Annotated in this window: 16 protein-coding genes and 1 pseudogene; 13 read left to right on the top strand and 4 right to left on the bottom strand. The window is 63.6% G+C overall.

Annotated features, from left to right (window positions below; translation table 11 throughout):
- Nucleotides 1–68: 68 nt before the first annotated feature.
- The 10 genes from BFN67_RS19465 (at nt 69) to BFN67_RS19420 (ending at nt 9618) form a co-directional block, all read left to right on the top strand.
- Nucleotides 69–815 carry a biotin/lipoate--protein ligase family protein gene (locus tag BFN67_RS19465; protein ID WP_080921153.1) on the top strand — a complete coding sequence of 249 codons (747 nt, stop codon included), beginning with the start codon at nt 69–71 and terminating at the stop codon, nt 813–815.
- Nucleotides 806–1348 (top strand): DUF6505 family protein, encoded by a 543-nt coding sequence (locus BFN67_RS19460; RefSeq protein ID WP_080921152.1) that lies wholly within the window; start codon nt 806–808, stop codon nt 1346–1348. Before BFN67_RS19465 ends, BFN67_RS19460 begins: the two co-directional genes overlap by 10 nt.
- The gene (locus BFN67_RS19455; RefSeq protein ID WP_080921151.1) at nt 1345–2361 is read left to right on the top strand and encodes a DUF6352 family protein; all 1017 of its coding nucleotides are present in this window, start codon (nt 1345–1347) and stop codon (nt 2359–2361) included. The genes BFN67_RS19460 and BFN67_RS19455 overlap by 4 nt, the downstream gene beginning before the upstream one ends.
- A 16-nt stretch (nt 2362–2377) precedes the next feature.
- Nucleotides 2378–2890: a DUF3305 domain-containing protein gene (locus BFN67_RS19450; RefSeq protein ID WP_080921150.1), complete on the top strand. Its 513-nt coding sequence runs from the start codon at nt 2378–2380 to the stop codon at nt 2888–2890.
- Entirely contained in the window at nt 2887–3630 is a 744-nt protein-coding gene (locus tag BFN67_RS19445) for a DUF3306 domain-containing protein (RefSeq protein WP_080921149.1), read from the top strand. Before BFN67_RS19450 ends, BFN67_RS19445 begins: the two co-directional genes overlap by 4 nt.
- 152 nt (nt 3631–3782) lie before the next feature.
- Entirely contained in the window at nt 3783–4454 is a 672-nt protein-coding gene (locus BFN67_RS19440) for a TorD/DmsD family molecular chaperone (RefSeq protein WP_080921148.1), read from the top strand.
- A 310-nt stretch (nt 4455–4764) separates the two neighbouring features.
- Nucleotides 4765–4974 carry a formate dehydrogenase gene (locus BFN67_RS19435; protein ID WP_080921147.1) on the top strand — a complete coding sequence of 70 codons (210 nt, stop codon included), beginning with the start codon at nt 4765–4767 and terminating at the stop codon, nt 4972–4974.
- Between the two features lie 7 nt (nt 4975–4981).
- Nucleotides 4982–7903 carry a formate dehydrogenase subunit alpha gene (locus BFN67_RS19430; protein WP_080921146.1) on the top strand — a complete coding sequence of 974 codons (2922 nt, stop codon included), beginning with the start codon at nt 4982–4984 and terminating at the stop codon, nt 7901–7903.
- 13 nt (nt 7904–7916) lie between these two features.
- Entirely contained in the window at nt 7917–8513 is a 597-nt protein-coding gene (fdh3B, locus tag BFN67_RS19425; protein ID WP_080921145.1) for a formate dehydrogenase FDH3 subunit beta, read from the top strand.
- A 76-nt stretch (nt 8514–8589) separates the two neighbouring features.
- The gene (locus BFN67_RS19420) at nt 8590–9618 is read left to right on the top strand and encodes a formate dehydrogenase subunit gamma (RefSeq protein WP_080921144.1); all 1029 of its coding nucleotides are present in this window, start codon (nt 8590–8592) and stop codon (nt 9616–9618) included.
- Between the two features lie 310 nt (nt 9619–9928).
- Here BFN67_RS19420 and BFN67_RS19415 read toward each other — a convergent pair whose 3' ends face one another.
- Nucleotides 9929–10144, bottom strand: coding sequence for a hypothetical protein (locus BFN67_RS19415; protein ID WP_080921143.1), 216 nt, complete (start codon nt 10142–10144; stop codon nt 9929–9931).
- Between the two features lie 86 nt (nt 10145–10230).
- Nucleotides 10231–10920, bottom strand: coding sequence for a hypothetical protein (locus tag BFN67_RS19410; protein ID WP_080921267.1), 690 nt, complete (start codon nt 10918–10920; stop codon nt 10231–10233).
- Between the two features lie 136 nt (nt 10921–11056).
- Here BFN67_RS19410 and BFN67_RS24165 point away from each other — a divergent pair.
- A pseudogene (locus BFN67_RS24165) lies at nt 11057–11245 on the top strand (efflux RND transporter permease subunit); the annotation flags it as partial.
- A 66-nt stretch (nt 11246–11311) separates the two neighbouring features.
- Here the strand turns inward: BFN67_RS24165 and BFN67_RS19405 are convergent.
- Together BFN67_RS19405 and BFN67_RS19400 are read right to left on the bottom strand one after the other, a co-directional pair.
- Nucleotides 11312–12706: a mercuric reductase gene (locus tag BFN67_RS19405; RefSeq protein ID WP_080921142.1), complete on the bottom strand. Its 1395-nt coding sequence runs from the start codon at nt 12704–12706 to the stop codon at nt 11312–11314.
- Nucleotides 12707–12846: 140 nt separating this feature from the next.
- On the bottom strand, nt 12847–13419 hold the full coding sequence (locus tag BFN67_RS19400; protein WP_080921141.1) for an NADPH-dependent FMN reductase: 573 nt from the start codon (nt 13417–13419) through the stop codon (nt 12847–12849).
- A gap of 295 nt (nt 13420–13714) precedes the next feature.
- On the opposite strand from BFN67_RS19400, the gene BFN67_RS19395 reads away from it, so the two are divergent.
- Entirely contained in the window at nt 13715–14842 is a 1128-nt protein-coding gene (locus BFN67_RS19395; RefSeq protein WP_245295346.1) for an amidohydrolase, read from the top strand.
- Nucleotides 14811–14990 carry a hypothetical protein gene (locus tag BFN67_RS24965; RefSeq protein WP_245295345.1) on the top strand — a complete coding sequence of 60 codons (180 nt, stop codon included), beginning with the start codon at nt 14811–14813 and terminating at the stop codon, nt 14988–14990. The genes BFN67_RS19395 and BFN67_RS24965 overlap by 32 nt, the downstream gene beginning before the upstream one ends.
- Nucleotides 14991–14996: the final 6 nt, after the last annotated feature.

The following is a 14996-nucleotide window of genomic DNA, read 5'->3' as shown; positions in this document are numbered from 1 at the left end:
GTAGCGCCTCCACTTTAGAAGTATTATATGGACAATAAGCTCGCCGTCACCACAAATGGACCGACATAATGCCTCAGCAAGCGTCGGCGACAGGGTACGCCCTCGATCTGCCCCCGCCCTACAGCCTCGTCATGTTGCGGGAATCCTGCGACGCCTTCGCGCATGCCAGCGCCGTCGCAGCGGAGGAGGGGGCAGGAACGCTGGTCTGGGTGAGGCGGCAGGACGTGGCGGAATTCGCGGTCGTGCTGGAGCCGGAAGTCGCGCTCGCGCAAGCGCGTCTGGCGATCTATGCCGGCATGAACGCGCTGGCTGATGCACTGGCCACGCTTGCGCCGCCCTCACGCCCCGTCACTTTCGACTGGCCGGACGCGCTTCGCGTCGACGGGGTTCTGGTCGGCGGTGGGCGCCTGAACTGGCCCGAGGGAACGCACGAAACCGAGACTCCGGCCTGGCTGGTCTTCTCGGTCATGCTCCGCACGTCGGCCGCTCGCACCGACGAGCCCGGACTGCGGCCGTTGTTCGGCGCACTCGACGAGTTGGGCTTCCAAGCCGTGGATATCGGCGAGATCGTCGCCAGCTTTTCGCGCCACCTGATGGTCGGGTTCGACGAATGGAAGGAAACCGGCTTTGCGCCGCTGGCCAAACGATGGCTGGACCGCGTGTCGCCGGGGGGCCATGATGCGCTGATCGCCGATAACGGGGATCTGCTGGTTCAGGCGAAACCCGGCCAGGCTCCTTCCGCGAGGCAAAATCTGGCGGAGGCGCTTGCGTCCTCGTCCTGGCTCGATCCCGCAACGGAAATGCCATGGCTTTGAAACTACCGCGTACCATTCGCCTCGATCCTTCCGACACGTTCGTCTATTTGCGCGCCGCCGAGCCGGGCGAATGGGCAGTGACTGGCACTTTCCTGTTCTTCGGCACCGATCCCGACACCCTCGCCGGCAAGGAACGGCAGGCTTTCCGCGCCGGCTTCCTCGGCATCGGCAGCTTCGGCTGGTCCACCCTCGCTGTCGTGACGGAGGCGAGCGCCGAAGAACGCGTGACAGCCGTCGAGCATCTGGCCGAACAGCTTGTCGCGCATTGCGGGGCGCCCGACCTCGAAACCGCACGCCCGGCCGCCGAAGAAGAGATTGCGTTCGCGCAATCGCTTTGCAGCCACCCGCCGAACACACTGCTTGCCCTCCACCGCGCCGGCGAGCGGACTGGCATCCGGGAATCGTTTCGCACCCTCCACCAGAAGGTGAGCCGGCTCGATATGGCAACGGCATTCCGCATCATAGAGGTCGACGAGGAGGATGGCCCCGTGGAGGAATTCGATATCCGGGCGTTGGGGGGAAAGCATCAGTGAAGGATTTCTGGGTTTCATCGGGCCACCATCTTCTCGACCGGGATGCGGCAGGCCGGCTTACGGTAACCGACGCCTTCCTCAAGGCCTATCTCGCGCGTCCCGAACTGCTTCCGCCGCAGGAAGCCTGCGAGGCGGAACTGCGGCTGCATCACGAACTTCTGATGCATCATCCGCGCCGTCCCGTCGGACAGGACGAGATCGCCGCGATTGACGATGCGGATGCGCGCGAGAACTGGGCGTTCATGATCGCCTTCCGCGACCGGCTTCTCGCCGCGCCCTCGCTCGAGGCCGCCTACCTGCAACTGGCGCGCGGCTCGTTTGCCGACACGCCGCCGCTGTTCATGAACCAGTTGGCACAGGTGGTGCTGCGCAACGCACTCGACGGCGGGAGCGATCCCGCCGTGCTGCGCGCGGCCGAACTGTTCTATCGCCCGCAGCGGGTAAGCTTCCATGAGGAAACGCTGCTGCTCGCCGACGCCGAAACCATCGAGATCCATGAGCAGAACCGCCACGCCTCGCCGCTGCTCGCCATGCTCGGCGGACCGGCCGTCACCGAACTGGATATCCTCGAGGCCGAAAACGCCGATGCGTATTTCGAGAGAAGCGACGCCTTCGACATGGTGCTGCGCCTCGGCGGCGCCGACAGCGCCGCAAGACGCGGCCTCGCCACCACGATGGAAGCCTGGATACGCCATTTGCTTGCCGTCAGGGTGACGATCGAGCCGGTCGAGCGGATCGAGGACGACAGTTGGGCGTGGTTCGTCGGTCTCGACGCGGAGGCGACGCGCATCGGCAATGCGCTGTGGCGGGGCGAGGACCTCGACCCCGAGGCGGCGGAACGGATCGTCGCCCTGTTCCGGCTCGGTTTTTCCGACATGGGTGAAGTCAGGCCGGAAGTAGGAGCGCATCCGATCTGGCTGATTCTGGCGATGACGCCGGATAAAACGATCCGCATGAAACCGCAAAACCTCATCGCCGGTCTGCCGCTCCGCGCCACGGCCCCGGCGAGCTAGGGCCAGGAGCGCTGCGATGGTGCGGGAAACGGCTGAAATCGGTGTTGTCGTGGAACGGCGAGTCCTGAACAGTTCGTGGGTCGATCACGCCTGGGTGCCTGTCGCCGTGCTGGCTGGGGAGCCGGCCGCGACGCCGTGGACGGTCCTGAAACAGACAGCTAAGCTCGTGCGGTATTATGCAGGATCGTTCGAGGTCGAGTTCTTCGGGACGGATACGACGATGTACAGGGAAAACCTGCGTTCTGGGCAGCCCAGCCTCTGGGTCGTGCTGCGGCCCACGGATGCGGCGCCCGGGGTCGTGGTGCATCTGGTGACGGCGGATTCGTCCGAAGCCGAAGCTCTGACGGAGACCGATACGGACATCATAGACGCCGTCCCGATGCCGGTAGAGATACAGAAACAGCTTGCGGCATTCGTGGCAGCCCATCACGTCGAACATCCGTTTGTCAAGCGCAAGCGCGACCGGGCGGACCCGGAAGCGATGGCCTGGCGGGGTCCTCACGTGGACCGCAGGGACGAAGAGGGATGAGCGGCAACGGTGACAATATTCTCGCCCGATGGTCGCGCCGCAAGCTGGCGGCGCGTTCGGAAGCGCCTGCCGTTGCCGAAAGCGACCGAGAAAAAGAACAAGCGCCCGACGAGATTGCCGACGATGGCGACGCTTCGGTGCCGGAACCCGATGCATCCGAAGAGGACGCAGCGGAGTCTGACGAGGCGGAAGTGGTGGCGTCGCTTCCGCGGATCGAAGAACTGACCGCCGAAAGCGACATCTCCGCCTTCCTGAAGAAAGGCGTCCCGGCGGTGTTGAAGCGCGCGGCGCTGCGCAGGGTATGGTCGATCGACCCCGGAATCCGCGACTATGTCGGCCCTTCGGAATATGCCTGGGACTTCAACCAGCCGGGCGCGATGACCGGGTTCGGACCGATCGAGGCAAAGGAAGCTGTCGTCGGCTTCCTGTCGAAAGCGGTGCGCGCCGTCGATATTGCTACGGAGCCGGCGGAAGCTGGCCAGCCAGCCGAACCGCCACCGGAACAATCCGCCGATGCCTCGGCGGATACGACGCCCGCCGGCGAGGAGACGGAAGCTCCGTCGCCGCAAAAGCCCGCAGACGAGTCGTCCGGGGCCGACACGCCAACCCTCGCCGCGGAAACGAAGACAAGCCCGCCGGCAGAAGGCAGAGCGCATTCGGCTTCGCCCGATGATAGCAATTCTTCCCGGCCCGTCGAGGCCGTCGCCCGGCCCCGTCATGGCGGGGCGATGCCACGCTAATCCGCGCGCCGAAACCTCCCTTAAGCCAAGAATGGAAAAGAAACGTCAAATGCAGCCATATGCAATAAGCTGCAGGATAGACTCTTGCATTCATTCGCTGCGGGGCTACTATGGGTTCACCCAATCTCAGGCAACGCGGTCAAGGTCAGTTAATGAACCCAGACTTGCCTCCAGGTCAGGCACGAGAAAGGCCAGATGAAGCGGACGCTGCAATCTTCGGCGCAGGAACCGCTCTACTCGACGAGATCGATCAGGCCCGGGCGGACGAATACGCACTTCTTGCCTCGTTGCTGGTCGCGCCGCCCGACGGCGATTTGCTTGGCCGGCTTTCACGCTTGCAGGACAGCAGTGACACGCCGCTTGGGCGCGCGCACGCTGCTCTTGCGCGCGCAGCGGCATCAAGCACCGCCGATGCGGTCCAGCGCGAATATTTCGAGCTGTTCATCGGCGTGGGGCGCGGCGAGCTTCTTCCCTATGCGTCCTATTATCTCACCGGGTTCCTCAACGAACGGCCGCTGGCGCGCCTGCGCGCCGACATGATCCGTTTTGGCATCGAGCGCGCCGCAGGCCATTGCGAGCCCGAGGATCATCTCGGCAGCCTGTGCGAAATGATGAGCGGCTTCGCCGGCAAGCATTTCACGGTTTCCGGCGGCGAGGAACAGGATTTCTTCGAACGTCATGTCGAACCGTGGGCCGGGCGTTTCTTCCGCGATCTGGAGGACGCGAAGGCGGCCAGGTTCTACCGGTCGGTCGGCACGATCGGGCGGCTTTTCATCGACATCGAAAGCGAGGCCTTCGCTATGGAGGCGCGGCGAAGCGCCTAGGGTCAGGACTCATTAATATGATCGAAATGGCGCCGGAAACGGCAAAGAGATGCAAGGAGAGACGCGAAGAGCGGGGTTGTTCCCCCGGTCGAGCGGTTCGACGCAGCAGATCACAGCCGTTTTGGCGTCCACAGGATGTGGTCCATCTGCCCGGCTACATTGTCGCGAAGGGCTTGAAAACCGAACGGTTTCCTGCCCCTTCGCTCCGCCTATCCGAACAGATGGCCTCACACCATTTCGACCAGATTGATGGGTCCTGACCCTGGACGCATGCCAGGAACGCAGTGCCCAGCAAGGAGGAGGACGGAAGATGCAGGACGAAAAACAGACGGCACTGAGCCGCCGCAACTTCCTTCGGGCATTCGGCGGCGCCTCCACCGCTGCCGCCGCGACCGTCGCACTCACCCCCACCGAGGCGCTGGCTTACGACCCCGGCACGGAGGAGATGCGTGCCCGTTACAAGGAAACGGAGCACATCAAGGCCTTCTATCGCGTCAATCGTTATCCCGAGCACAAGTGAGGTTGCCATGCTGACGAAGCGCAAGAGTGGACAGGCAAGCCGCACGCGACTACAGGCTCTCGCCGGGGGCCTGGCTGCAGCCCCCGTGGACCGGCGCACGTTCCTGCGCCGTTCCGGACTGGTGGCCGGCGGGCTGGCGGCATTGGGCACCTTCCAACTCGGCACGGTCAGGAAGGCCACCGCGATCAGCCATCCGGAGCCGGGCGCGCCGATCGAACTCAAGAAGAGCATCTGCACTCATTGCTCGGTGGGCTGCACGGTAACCGCTGAGGTCCAGAACGGCGTATGGACAGGCCAGGAGCCCTCCTGGGACAGCCCCTTCAACCGTGGCTCGCATTGCGCCAAGGGCGCCAGCGTGCGCGAACTCGTGCACAGCGACCGTCGCCTGAAATACCCCATGAAGCTCGTCGACGGCCAATGGGAGCGCACCACCTGGGACGAGGCGATAAACAGCATCGGCGACAAGCTTCTCGAAATCCGCAAGAAGTCCGGGCCGGAATCCACCTATTGGATGGGATCGGCGAAATTCTCCAACGAAGGCACCTATCTGTTCCGAAAACTTGCCGCCCTGTGGGGGACGAATAACCAGGATCACCAGGCGCGCATCTGCCATTCGACGACGGTTGCCGGCGTAGCCAACACCTGGGGCTACGGGGCGATGACCAACTCCTACAACGATATCCGAAACTCCAAGACGATGCTTGTCCTGGGCGGAAACCCCGCCGAGGCGCATCCGGTCGCCATGCAGCACCTGCTCGAGGGCAAGGAGCTCAACAACGGCAACCTGATCGTCATGGACCCGCGCTTCACCCGCACGGCCGCCCATGCCACGGAATACGCCCGTTTCCGCTCCGGCACCGACATCGCGCTTTTGTGGGGGATGCTTTGGCACATTTTCGAGAATGGCTGGGAAGACAAGGAATTCATCGCCCAGCGCGTCTATGGGATGGACGACGTCCGCAAGGAGGTCGCCAAGTACACTCCGGATGAGGTGGAAACGATCACCGGCGTGCCGGGCGAGCAGCTGAAGCGCATCGCCCAGACCTTCGCGACCCAGAAGCCGTCGACGATCATCTGGTGCATGGGCCAGACACACCACACGGTCGGGACGGCCAATACGCGCGCGAGTTGCATCCTGTGCCTCGCCACCGGCAATGTCGGCAAGCCGGGCACCGGCGCCAATATTTTCCGCGGCCACGACAACGTTCAGGGCGCGACCGACATCGGGCTCGACGTGGTTACCCTGCCTTTCTACTACGGGCTGACGGAAGGCGCCTGGAAACACTGGGGCCGCGTCTGGGAGATTCCCTATAACGACCTGGTGGGCCAGTTCTCTTCCAAGGAACTGATGGAAACGCCCGGCATCCCGCTGACACGCTGGTTCGATGCGGTTTCACTGCCGAAGGAAGACATCGCGCAGCCCGACATCATGCGCTCGATGTTCGTGCAGGGCCACGCCAGCAACTCGATCACGCGCATACCGGAATCGATCAAGGGGCTCGCCGGGCTCGAACTGCTCGTCGTGGCCGATCCCCATCCCACGACTTGGGCCTCGCTCGCGGTCAAGGCGGGGCGCAAGGACAACACTTATCTGTTGCCGGTCTGCACGCAATTCGAGACCTCGGGGTCGCGGGTTGCCTCCAACCGCGCTCTCCAGTGGGGCGAGCAGATCGTACCGCCTAGCTTCGAGCAGAAGGACGACTACCAGGTCCTCTACCTGCTTTCGAAGAAGCTCGGCCTTGCCGACTGGATGTTCAAGAACATCAAGGTCGAAGGCGACCGGCCCGTGCCGGAGGACGTGCTGCGCGAGATGAACCGCGGCAGCTGGTCGACCGGCTATTGCGGCCAGTCGCCCGAACGGCTCAAGGCGCATATGAAGAACCAGGCGAAGTTCGACCTGGTCACCCTGCGCGCACCCAAGGACGACCCGGAAGTCGGCGGCGATTATTACGGCCTGCCCTGGCCCTGCTGGGGCAAGCCGGAGATCCGCCACCCCGGAACCTCGAACCTCTACAGCACCGGGCTGCACGTGATGGACGGCGGCAGCCCGTTCCGCGCCCGCTTCGGCGTCGAACGCAACGGCGAAACGCTTCTGGCGGAAGGCTCCTATACGAAAGGCTCCGAACTTACCGACGGCTATCCGGAATTCACCATGGCGGTGCTCCAGAAGCTCGGCTGGGACCGGGACCTGACGCCGGAGGAACACGGCATCATCCAGACGATCGGCGACGACATGGGCGACATCGGCAAAGTGTCGTGGTCGACCGACCTGTCCGGCGGCATTCAGCGCGTGGCGCTCAGCCATGGCTGCCATCCCTACGGCAACGGCAAGGCAAGGGCGCTGGCCTGGAACCTGCCAGACCCCGTCCCGGTCCACCGCGAGCCGATCTACACGCCCAAGGTGGACCTCGTGGCCAAGTATCCGACCTATCCGGACGCCAAACAGTTCCGCCTGCCGAATATCGGCTTTAGCGTTCAGAAGGCGGCCGTGGACAAGGGCATCGCCAAGTCGTTCCCGATCATCCTGACGACCGGCCGCCTCGTCGAATATGAAGGCGGCGGCGAGGAAACCCGCTCCAACCGGTGGCTGGCCGAACTGCAGCAGGACATGTTCGTCGAAATCAACCCCGACGACGCCGCCCAACGCGGCATCAGCGACGGGCGCTGGGTCTGGGTCAGCGGTGCGGAAAACAACGTCAAGGCCAAGGTAAAGGCGCTGGTCACCGAGAGGGTTGGCAAGGGGGTGGCGTTCATGCCCTTCCACTTCGGCGGCTGGTTCCAGGGTGAGGACCTGCGGGCCAATTATCCCCAAGGGGCCGATCCCTACGTTCTTGGCGAAAGCGCTAACAGCATTACCACCTATGGCTACGATCCGGCGACGGGCATGCAGGAGCCGAAGGTGACGCTTTGCCAGATCGCGGCGGTGTAGGGGAGGAACGACAATGGCCCGGATGAAATTCCTGTGCGACGCCGAGCGCTGCATCGAGTGCAACGCCTGTGTCACCGCCTGCAAGAACGAGAACGACGTGCCGTGGGGCATCAACCGGCGCCGCGTCGTCACTATTAACGACGGCAAGCCGGGCGAGCGCTCCGTCTCGATGGCCTGCATGCACTGCACCGACGCGCCCTGCGCGGCGGTGTGCCCCGTCGACTGTTTCTATACCACGGAAGACGCGGTGGTGCTGCATTCAAAGGATTTGTGCATTGGCTGCGGCTACTGCTTCTACGCCTGCCCGTTCGGCGCGCCGCAATATCCGCGCACCGGCAATTTCGGCTCGCGCGGCAAGATGGACAAATGCACGTTCTGCTCGGGCGGACCGGACACCGATTCAACCGAGGTCGAATATGACAAATACGGCGCCAACCGGCTGGCCGAAGGCAAGCTGCCGCTTTGCGCCGAGATGTGCTCGACCAAATCGCTGCTTGCCGGCGACGGCGAGATCATCGCCGCGATTTACAAGGAGCGGGTAACGCAACGCGGCTACGGCTCCGGTGCGTGGGGTTGGCAGACGGCCTATCGGGAAACGGTCGGCGTGTAGGAGGCCGTGCGCCGTTTCATCGGGAAAGCGGGCATTGATCGGTCCGCAGCGAAACAAGTTCGGGAGGACGGAGCAAATGCGGATCTGGAGCGTTGATCGACTGATTTCGCCGGTTGTCGCGGCCTTCATTCTGGTTTTTGGCTTGCTGGCGGCTCCTGCGTGGGCGCAGACCACGACGGCCAACGACCCCGCCCAGCAGGCGGTGAGCGAACAGCAGCTTCTGGATGAGTTCGGCAAGATAAAGGGCCGCATCACTATACCGGACCAGAAAGCCGCGACCCTGCAACAGCCCCAGGGCCGTGACTACCAGAGCTTCCAGCGAAGCACGTTGCCGTGGGTGGGCGCCATCGCCATCATCGGCATGCTGCTGGCAATTGCGCTTTTCTTCTTCATCAGGGGCCGGGTGCGGACACAGGCGGGGGAATCGGGGCAAAAGATCCTCCGGTTCAATGCATTCGAACGCCTCATGCATTGGACGACCGCAACGGCTTTCATCGTCCTTGCGATCACCGGCCTGAACCTTATCTTCGGGCGGCGTCTGCTGCTGCCGCTGATCGGACCGGAGGCATTTTCGACCTGGTCGAGCTGGGGTAAATACGCGCATCACTTCGTATCCTGGGTGTTCATGCTCGGCATACTGGTGATGCTGGTGGTGTGGGTCTGGCACAATCTCCCGGACCGCTACGATGCGAACTGGATAAAGTCGGCTGGCGGGCTTTTAGACAAATCGAACAGGACGCATCCGCCGGCCGGGCGCTTCAACACAGGGCAAAAGCTCGTCTTCTGGTCGGTCGTGCTGGGCGGTGGCCTGCTCTCCGTTTCCGGCATCTACATGCTGTTTCCGTTCGCCTTCACCGACGTTAGCGGCATGCAGACGGCGCAATATGTCCATGCCATCATCGGCGTCCTCATGGTCGCGGTCATCATAGCGCATATCTATATCGGCACGCTCGGCATGGAGGGCGCCTACGAAGCCATGGGCTCCGGTTCGGTGGACCTGAACTGGGCCAGGGAACACCACAGCGCATGGGTGGATAAACAGCAGGCCAAAGGCAAGATCGACGGCCGGCCGCCGTCCCATGCCGCGGCCGAGCCGGCGGAATAGCCGCTCCGTCTGGCTCCGTAAGAGCGCGGCTGAGAAAACAGAATTCGAGCGCGCGATCGTGCTCGCCGGAACAGCCGCTGTGTCAGCGCGGGCGCAGGTAATAACCTACGCGTCAGGCTGTAGAGTGCCATAGGTCCGAAAACGGCCACAACTTGCCGGTGCGGCCGTTTTTCAACGCGGTCATCCGACTTGGCGTGGCCGGTCTTGGCCGATGGCTGTCGTTTCCAAGCCAACCTCACACCGGCTCTATAGTGTCAATCCAAAGAGTGCCGAGCACCCCTCATACCCGTTCGAAGGACGCGGGGACGCTTCAGGAAGCCGCCTTCTCGCCGCTCTCCGCAGAAACGTTGCCGGGATTGCCCGACCAGTTCTGCCCGACGAGATTGTGGCCCGGATCGCCCACTCTCGTGCTTTCGGTGCTGAAGACCTGCCAGGCCGGCGGCTCCGGCTGAACATTCAAAAGGTAGAAGCCGGCGCCAAACGCAATGGCGCCCGTAACGACGATTCCCGTCAAGATCATGCCCATCCCGGCCTCCTTCGTTTCTGTTGCCTATCGGGGCAGACCTTGACCGGTTTGTCGCCGAATTGTCCTTCATGGCGCGATGCCGGCGCCTACTGATCTGCTGCCGAACCAGCGGGTGCGGCCGCCGCGCCCGATTTCTGCTGATATTGTAGATCCAACGCCGCCAGTGCGATGAGCGGGGGCGGCATGGCGACACCGGCCACTCTCATTTCACGGGCCGCTTTCTGGCATTGCGCGATATCGTTGGCGTCGGCAAGCTTCTGGGCCGCATCGATGGTCAGCACCGCTTCCTTCGGTGTGCTGGTCACGTCCGCAGGCGGGACCGGCGCGGCCCTCGATTCTTTCTGGGGCGCGTTTGCGACGGAGCCGGAAGCGGCCTTGTCCTTGGCCGGGTCGGGGGCGTCGGTGGCGACACCGTCCTGTCCGGTGACCGCCTGCGCCGAACCCGTAGCGCTGTCTCCCGAGGCATTCTTGTCGGCAGCCGACGTGCCTGCCGACGTGGACGAGCCCTGCTGGTCCGACGCCGGCTTTGCGGGCGCCGCCTGTTTTTCGGCCATGGCCGGTTTCGCTGCGGCGGGTGCCCCCGCCGCTTCCGGTGGAGGTGCCTTCATGAAACCGAGGAGGTCCCGGCACAGATTGGCCGCGCCTTGTTGCGAGGCGGCTGGCTGACCGGCGCCCGACGTGGCTTCGGAAGGCACCTGCTGTGATGGCTGGTTGGTCTGGGCGAGGCAGGTTGCGGTCGAGAGCGCAAATGCCCCCGCAAGGATGATTTCTCTCATCGCCAGCTCCTTGTTTGTTGCTAAGGCAGCGATCGCAGAGTTCTCCGCATAAGGTGCAGGATCACCGCACGACTTGCAAGCCTGAACACAACAGCCGGCGACGGCTTCCGTTCCATGGTCGGCAGAACAATCGGTTCCAACCGGCATTCCCCGTGCCCCTGGCGCCGATGAAGCGTCGGCGCTCGGCACTTCCAAATATTCCATGTGCGTCTGGATGAGTTCCGAGCGCATGGCCTCGCTCGGCATCACGCCCGAGGATGTGACGGCGGCCATTTCGGCACAAAACATCCAGACCTCTCTGGGCGAACCCAACCGCCGGCCCTGACACGATGCGCCGGTGCCTAGCCAGGGAGGCTGCTCAGGCGTCAATGCCGTCGTCTCTTCGACGTCGTCATCCGCTCTTGGCCGGAACGTTGCTGAACAGCGCGTTCAAGCCTTCCGCCATTGTAGGATGGGCGAGAATGGCGTCTCGGAGCGCCATGTAGGGAAGCCCGGCGAGCATCGCCGTCTGCACGACGGCCATGACCTCGCCGGCTTCCGAGCCGATCATGGTGAAGCCGAGGATCCGGTCGTCGGCATCGACAAGCGCCTTCATGAACCCCGCGGACTCCGACGTCGTCCGCGTCCGCAGGACCGCCTTCGTCGGCAGCTTCGCCACACGCGCCGTCACTCCCTTGGCGCGCGCCTGTTCCTCACTCATCCCGATCCGGGCAAGCGGCGGGTCGATGAACATGCAATAGGGCGTCATCCGATCTTTGGTCGATCGGTTGCCGCCGCTTAGATTGTCGCGGATCACGCGGAAATCATCGAGAGACATATGGGTGAATTGCGGACTTCCCGCGCACTCTCCGATTGCCCAGGTGTTCGGCGCGGTTGTCTCGAGTCGATCGTTGACGCGGATATAGCCGCGACCCGTTAGCTCAATGCCTGCCTCTTCCAGGCCGATTCCTCGGGTGTTGGGCGTACGGCCGGCGGCGACCAGTATATCCGTGCCTTCGATCGTCTTGCGGCCATCCGGAGTGTCAATCAGGACACGCACATCATCGACGGACTGCCCTTCCACCCGCTCGACTTCGGTAGAGAGTAGCAACTCGATGCCTTCCGCCTCCAGAATGCGCTGAATCTCCCTGGAGACGTCCTCATCCTCGCGCTTGGCCAGGCGCGGCCCACGTTCGATGATGGTGATGCGGCTGCCGAAGCGTCGGTAGGCCTGCGCGAATTCCAGACCGACATACCCGCCGCCGAGAACGACCAGATGGTCCGGAAGCCGGTCGAGTTCGAGCGCCTCGATGTGGGTGAGCGGCTTAGCCTCGGCAAGGCCGGGAACGGGAGGCACGCTCGCTTGCGTGCCCAGATTGAGAAACAGCTTGTCGGCGACCAGCCGCCGCGTTCCGCCGCCGTTCAGCGATACTTCGACCGTTTGGGGCTCAACGAGGCGAGCGGTTCCCATGATAAGTTCCGCCCCGGTTGCCTTGTACCGGTCTAGGTGAAAGGCGACGAGGCCGTCGACCATGTCCCGTTTACGCTGGAGGACTTGTCTCATCTCGACCGACACAGGGCCGGTGGTCACGCCGAACTCTCCGGCGCGGGCTGCGATCCTGGCGACCCCAGCGCTCCAGATTTCGTTCTTGCTGGGAAGGCAGTTGATGTTGGGGCAGGAACCGCCAATCCAGCGGCGTTCGACCACCGCGGTCTTCTCTCCCGCCTGGGCAAGATGCCATGCGAGATATTTGCCACCTTCGCCGCTGCCGATGACAACGGCATCATACCGTTCCGCGTTGGACATTGTTGCTCCCTTGAAGATTGTGAATAGAGCCCTGGAGATGCAGCGGCCGCTTGGGCCGCTGCAATCATTCGCCCGTGAGCCTGAATTTCAAATCTTTCCCGTTGTATGTCCGGGTTACAAAATCACGCGACGGGCGTGCCCTACGCATCCTTCGGCAGCACCGAGCGCACCCTGGCAACGAAGACATGGAAGTCCTGCATGAAGGTACGCAGGAACTCGGCGGTGCCGTCATTGGTGACTTCGCCGTCATCGGTGATCAGCCCCGGCGTGAACTGGATATAGGCTTCCGGGGCGTTCATCTGTGGCGAGTTGCAGAAGCCGAGCACGCTGCGCAGGTTCTGCTGGGCAACGGCGGTGCCGATCGCGCCCGGCGACGTGCCGATCACCGCCGAAGGCTTGCGCGTGAACGAGTTGGTGCCGTAAGGGCGGCTCGCCCAGTCGATCGCATTCTTCAATCCGCCCGGGATCGAACGGTTATACTCAGGCGTGACGAAGAGAACGGCGTCGACGGCCGCGATCGCCGCCTTGAATGCCTTGCCGGCCGGCGGGTAGTCGGCGTCATAGTCGTAGCTGTAGAGCGGCAGGTCCTTGAAGGATATCTCCGACATTGCAAGTTCCGGCGGGGCGAGCCGCACCAATGCCTTGGCGAGCTTGCGATTGATCGATCCCTTGGCGAGGCTGCCAATGAGGTAGCCAACCTTGTGCGTGGTCATGGGTTCCTCCTGAATACTCGGCGGTCGTCCGGTTCAAAGCCACCACCGCCGGTACATTGTTTGCCTGTAGAAGCCGATTGTCACCTGGATTGTATGGAGAAGCAGCCGATGCGGGCGAACTCACGTTCAATTGATGGCTCTGGCCGGCCTTACTGCCGCCGCGGTGAATGACGACGATTGTGACTGTCGCCTGCCGGGTATACCACAAGGCCGACGATTTGTTTGTGGCCCGGCCACTCGGTAGGCGTCGCTCGCCACAAGCGGCTTTCGAAACTGCGACAGGAGAGTTTCGGTTATGGCTGCACATCCCCTTACCAAGGACGCGGCTGCGGTACTGCGGGATATCGGCAAACTGCTGCCCGAACTTGAAGCGCTCTATAAGGACGTTCACGCCCATCCCGAACTGTCGATGCAGGAAACGCGGACGGCAGGCATTGCCGCCGACAGGCTCGAAAAAGCCGGCTTCGAGGTGACGACCGGCGTCGGCAAGACGGGCGTGGTGGGACTGCTTCGCAACGGCGAGGGAGCGACTGTGATGCTGCGCGCCGACATGGACGCGTTGCCCATCGAAGAGAGCACCGGGCTCGCCTATGCCAGCAAGGTCACGGCGAAGGATGCTGAGGGCAACACTGTGCCGGTAGGCCATATGTGCGGTCACGACATGCACGTCGCCTGGCTGGTAGGTGCTGCGACATTGCTATCGAAGGCGCGTGATGGCTGGAAGGGCACCTTGATGGCCGTCTTCCAGCCGGGCGAGGAAACCGCGCAAGGCGCGCAGGCCATGATCGACGACGGCCTCCTCAAACGCTTCCCCACGCCTGATGTCGTGTTGGGCCAGCACGTCATGGTCGGTCCCGCAGGCACTGTCGCCGGCAGTGCCGGGCCGATCACGTCTGCAGCGGACAGTCTACAGATCCGTCTGTTCGGGCGTGGCGCGCATGGCTCAATGCCGCAGGCAAGCGTCGATCCCGTCGTCATGGCGGCATCCGTCGTGCTGCGGCTGCAAACCATCGTGTCCCGCGAGGTCGCGGCAACCGACGCCGCCGTGGTGACGGTCGGGGTGTTGCAGGCCGGCACCAAGGAAAACGTCATTCCCGACGACGCCGTCATCAAGCTCAATGTGCGGACATTCGATGCCGGCGTGCGCAAGCATGTGCTTGCAGCCATCGAGCGGATCGTCAATGCCGAGGCCGAAGCCTCGGGCGCCCCGCGCAAGCCGGAGATCACGCCGCTCGACCGCTATCCGCTCAACGTGAACGACGAGACCGCGAGCAACCGCATAGCCGAGGCGTTTCGCGGCTATTTCTCGCCCGAGCGGGTCAAGCACACCGGCCCGGCGCCGGCCAGCGAGGATTTCGGCTGCTTCGGCACGGGCATGGCAGGCGCCGTCTGTGTTCTGGTTCGTCGGCGGCAACGATCCTAAGGCCTATGCCGAGGCCAAGGCCGCGGGCAAGCTGAATGAGTTGCCGGTCAACCACAGCCCGCAATTCGCGCCGGTCCTGCATCCCACGCTGGAAACCGGTGTCGAGGCGCTGGTTGTCGGGGCGCTGGCATGGCTTCGCGCAAGCTGACGTCGA

It is taken from the genome of Manganibacter manganicus (genome assembly GCF_002075885.1).
Classification (GTDB): domain Bacteria; phylum Pseudomonadota; class Alphaproteobacteria; order Rhizobiales; family Rhizobiaceae; genus Mesorhizobium; species Mesorhizobium manganicum.
This window is presented reverse-complemented; position numbering and strand designations above follow the sequence as displayed.

Excerpts from the sequence above, each read along its gene's own strand:
- BFN67_RS19440 (WP_080921148.1), top strand. The coding sequence starts at position 3,783 with ATGAACCCAGACTTGCCTCCAGGTCAGGCACGAGAAAGGCCAGATGAA.
- BFN67_RS19410 (WP_080921267.1), bottom strand. The coding sequence starts at position 10,920 with ATGAGAGAAATCATCCTTGCGGGGGCATTTGCGCTCTCGACCGCAACC.
- BFN67_RS19465 (WP_080921153.1), top strand. The coding sequence starts at position 69 with ATGCCTCAGCAAGCGTCGGCGACAGGGTACGCCCTCGATCTGCCCCCG.
- BFN67_RS19430 (WP_080921146.1), top strand. The coding sequence starts at position 4,982 with ATGCTGACGAAGCGCAAGAGTGGACAGGCAAGCCGCACGCGACTACAG.
- BFN67_RS19450 (WP_080921150.1), top strand. The coding sequence starts at position 2,378 with ATGGTGCGGGAAACGGCTGAAATCGGTGTTGTCGTGGAACGGCGAGTC.
- BFN67_RS19420 (WP_080921144.1), top strand. The coding sequence starts at position 8,590 with ATGCGGATCTGGAGCGTTGATCGACTGATTTCGCCGGTTGTCGCGGCC.
- BFN67_RS19460 (WP_080921152.1), top strand. The coding sequence starts at position 806 with ATGGCTTTGAAACTACCGCGTACCATTCGCCTCGATCCTTCCGACACG.
- BFN67_RS19445 (WP_080921149.1), top strand. The coding sequence starts at position 2,887 with ATGAGCGGCAACGGTGACAATATTCTCGCCCGATGGTCGCGCCGCAAG.
- fdh3B (WP_080921145.1), top strand. The coding sequence starts at position 7,917 with ATGGCCCGGATGAAATTCCTGTGCGACGCCGAGCGCTGCATCGAGTGC.
- BFN67_RS19415 (WP_080921143.1), bottom strand. The coding sequence starts at position 10,144 with ATGGGCATGATCTTGACGGGAATCGTCGTTACGGGCGCCATTGCGTTT.
- BFN67_RS19395 (WP_245295346.1), top strand. The coding sequence starts at position 13,715 with ATGGCTGCACATCCCCTTACCAAGGACGCGGCTGCGGTACTGCGGGAT.
- BFN67_RS19405 (WP_080921142.1), bottom strand. The coding sequence starts at position 12,706 with ATGTCCAACGCGGAACGGTATGATGCCGTTGTCATCGGCAGCGGCGAA.
- BFN67_RS19435 (WP_080921147.1), top strand. The coding sequence starts at position 4,765 with ATGCAGGACGAAAAACAGACGGCACTGAGCCGCCGCAACTTCCTTCGG.
- BFN67_RS19400 (WP_080921141.1), bottom strand. The coding sequence starts at position 13,419 with ATGACCACGCACAAGGTTGGCTACCTCATTGGCAGCCTCGCCAAGGGA.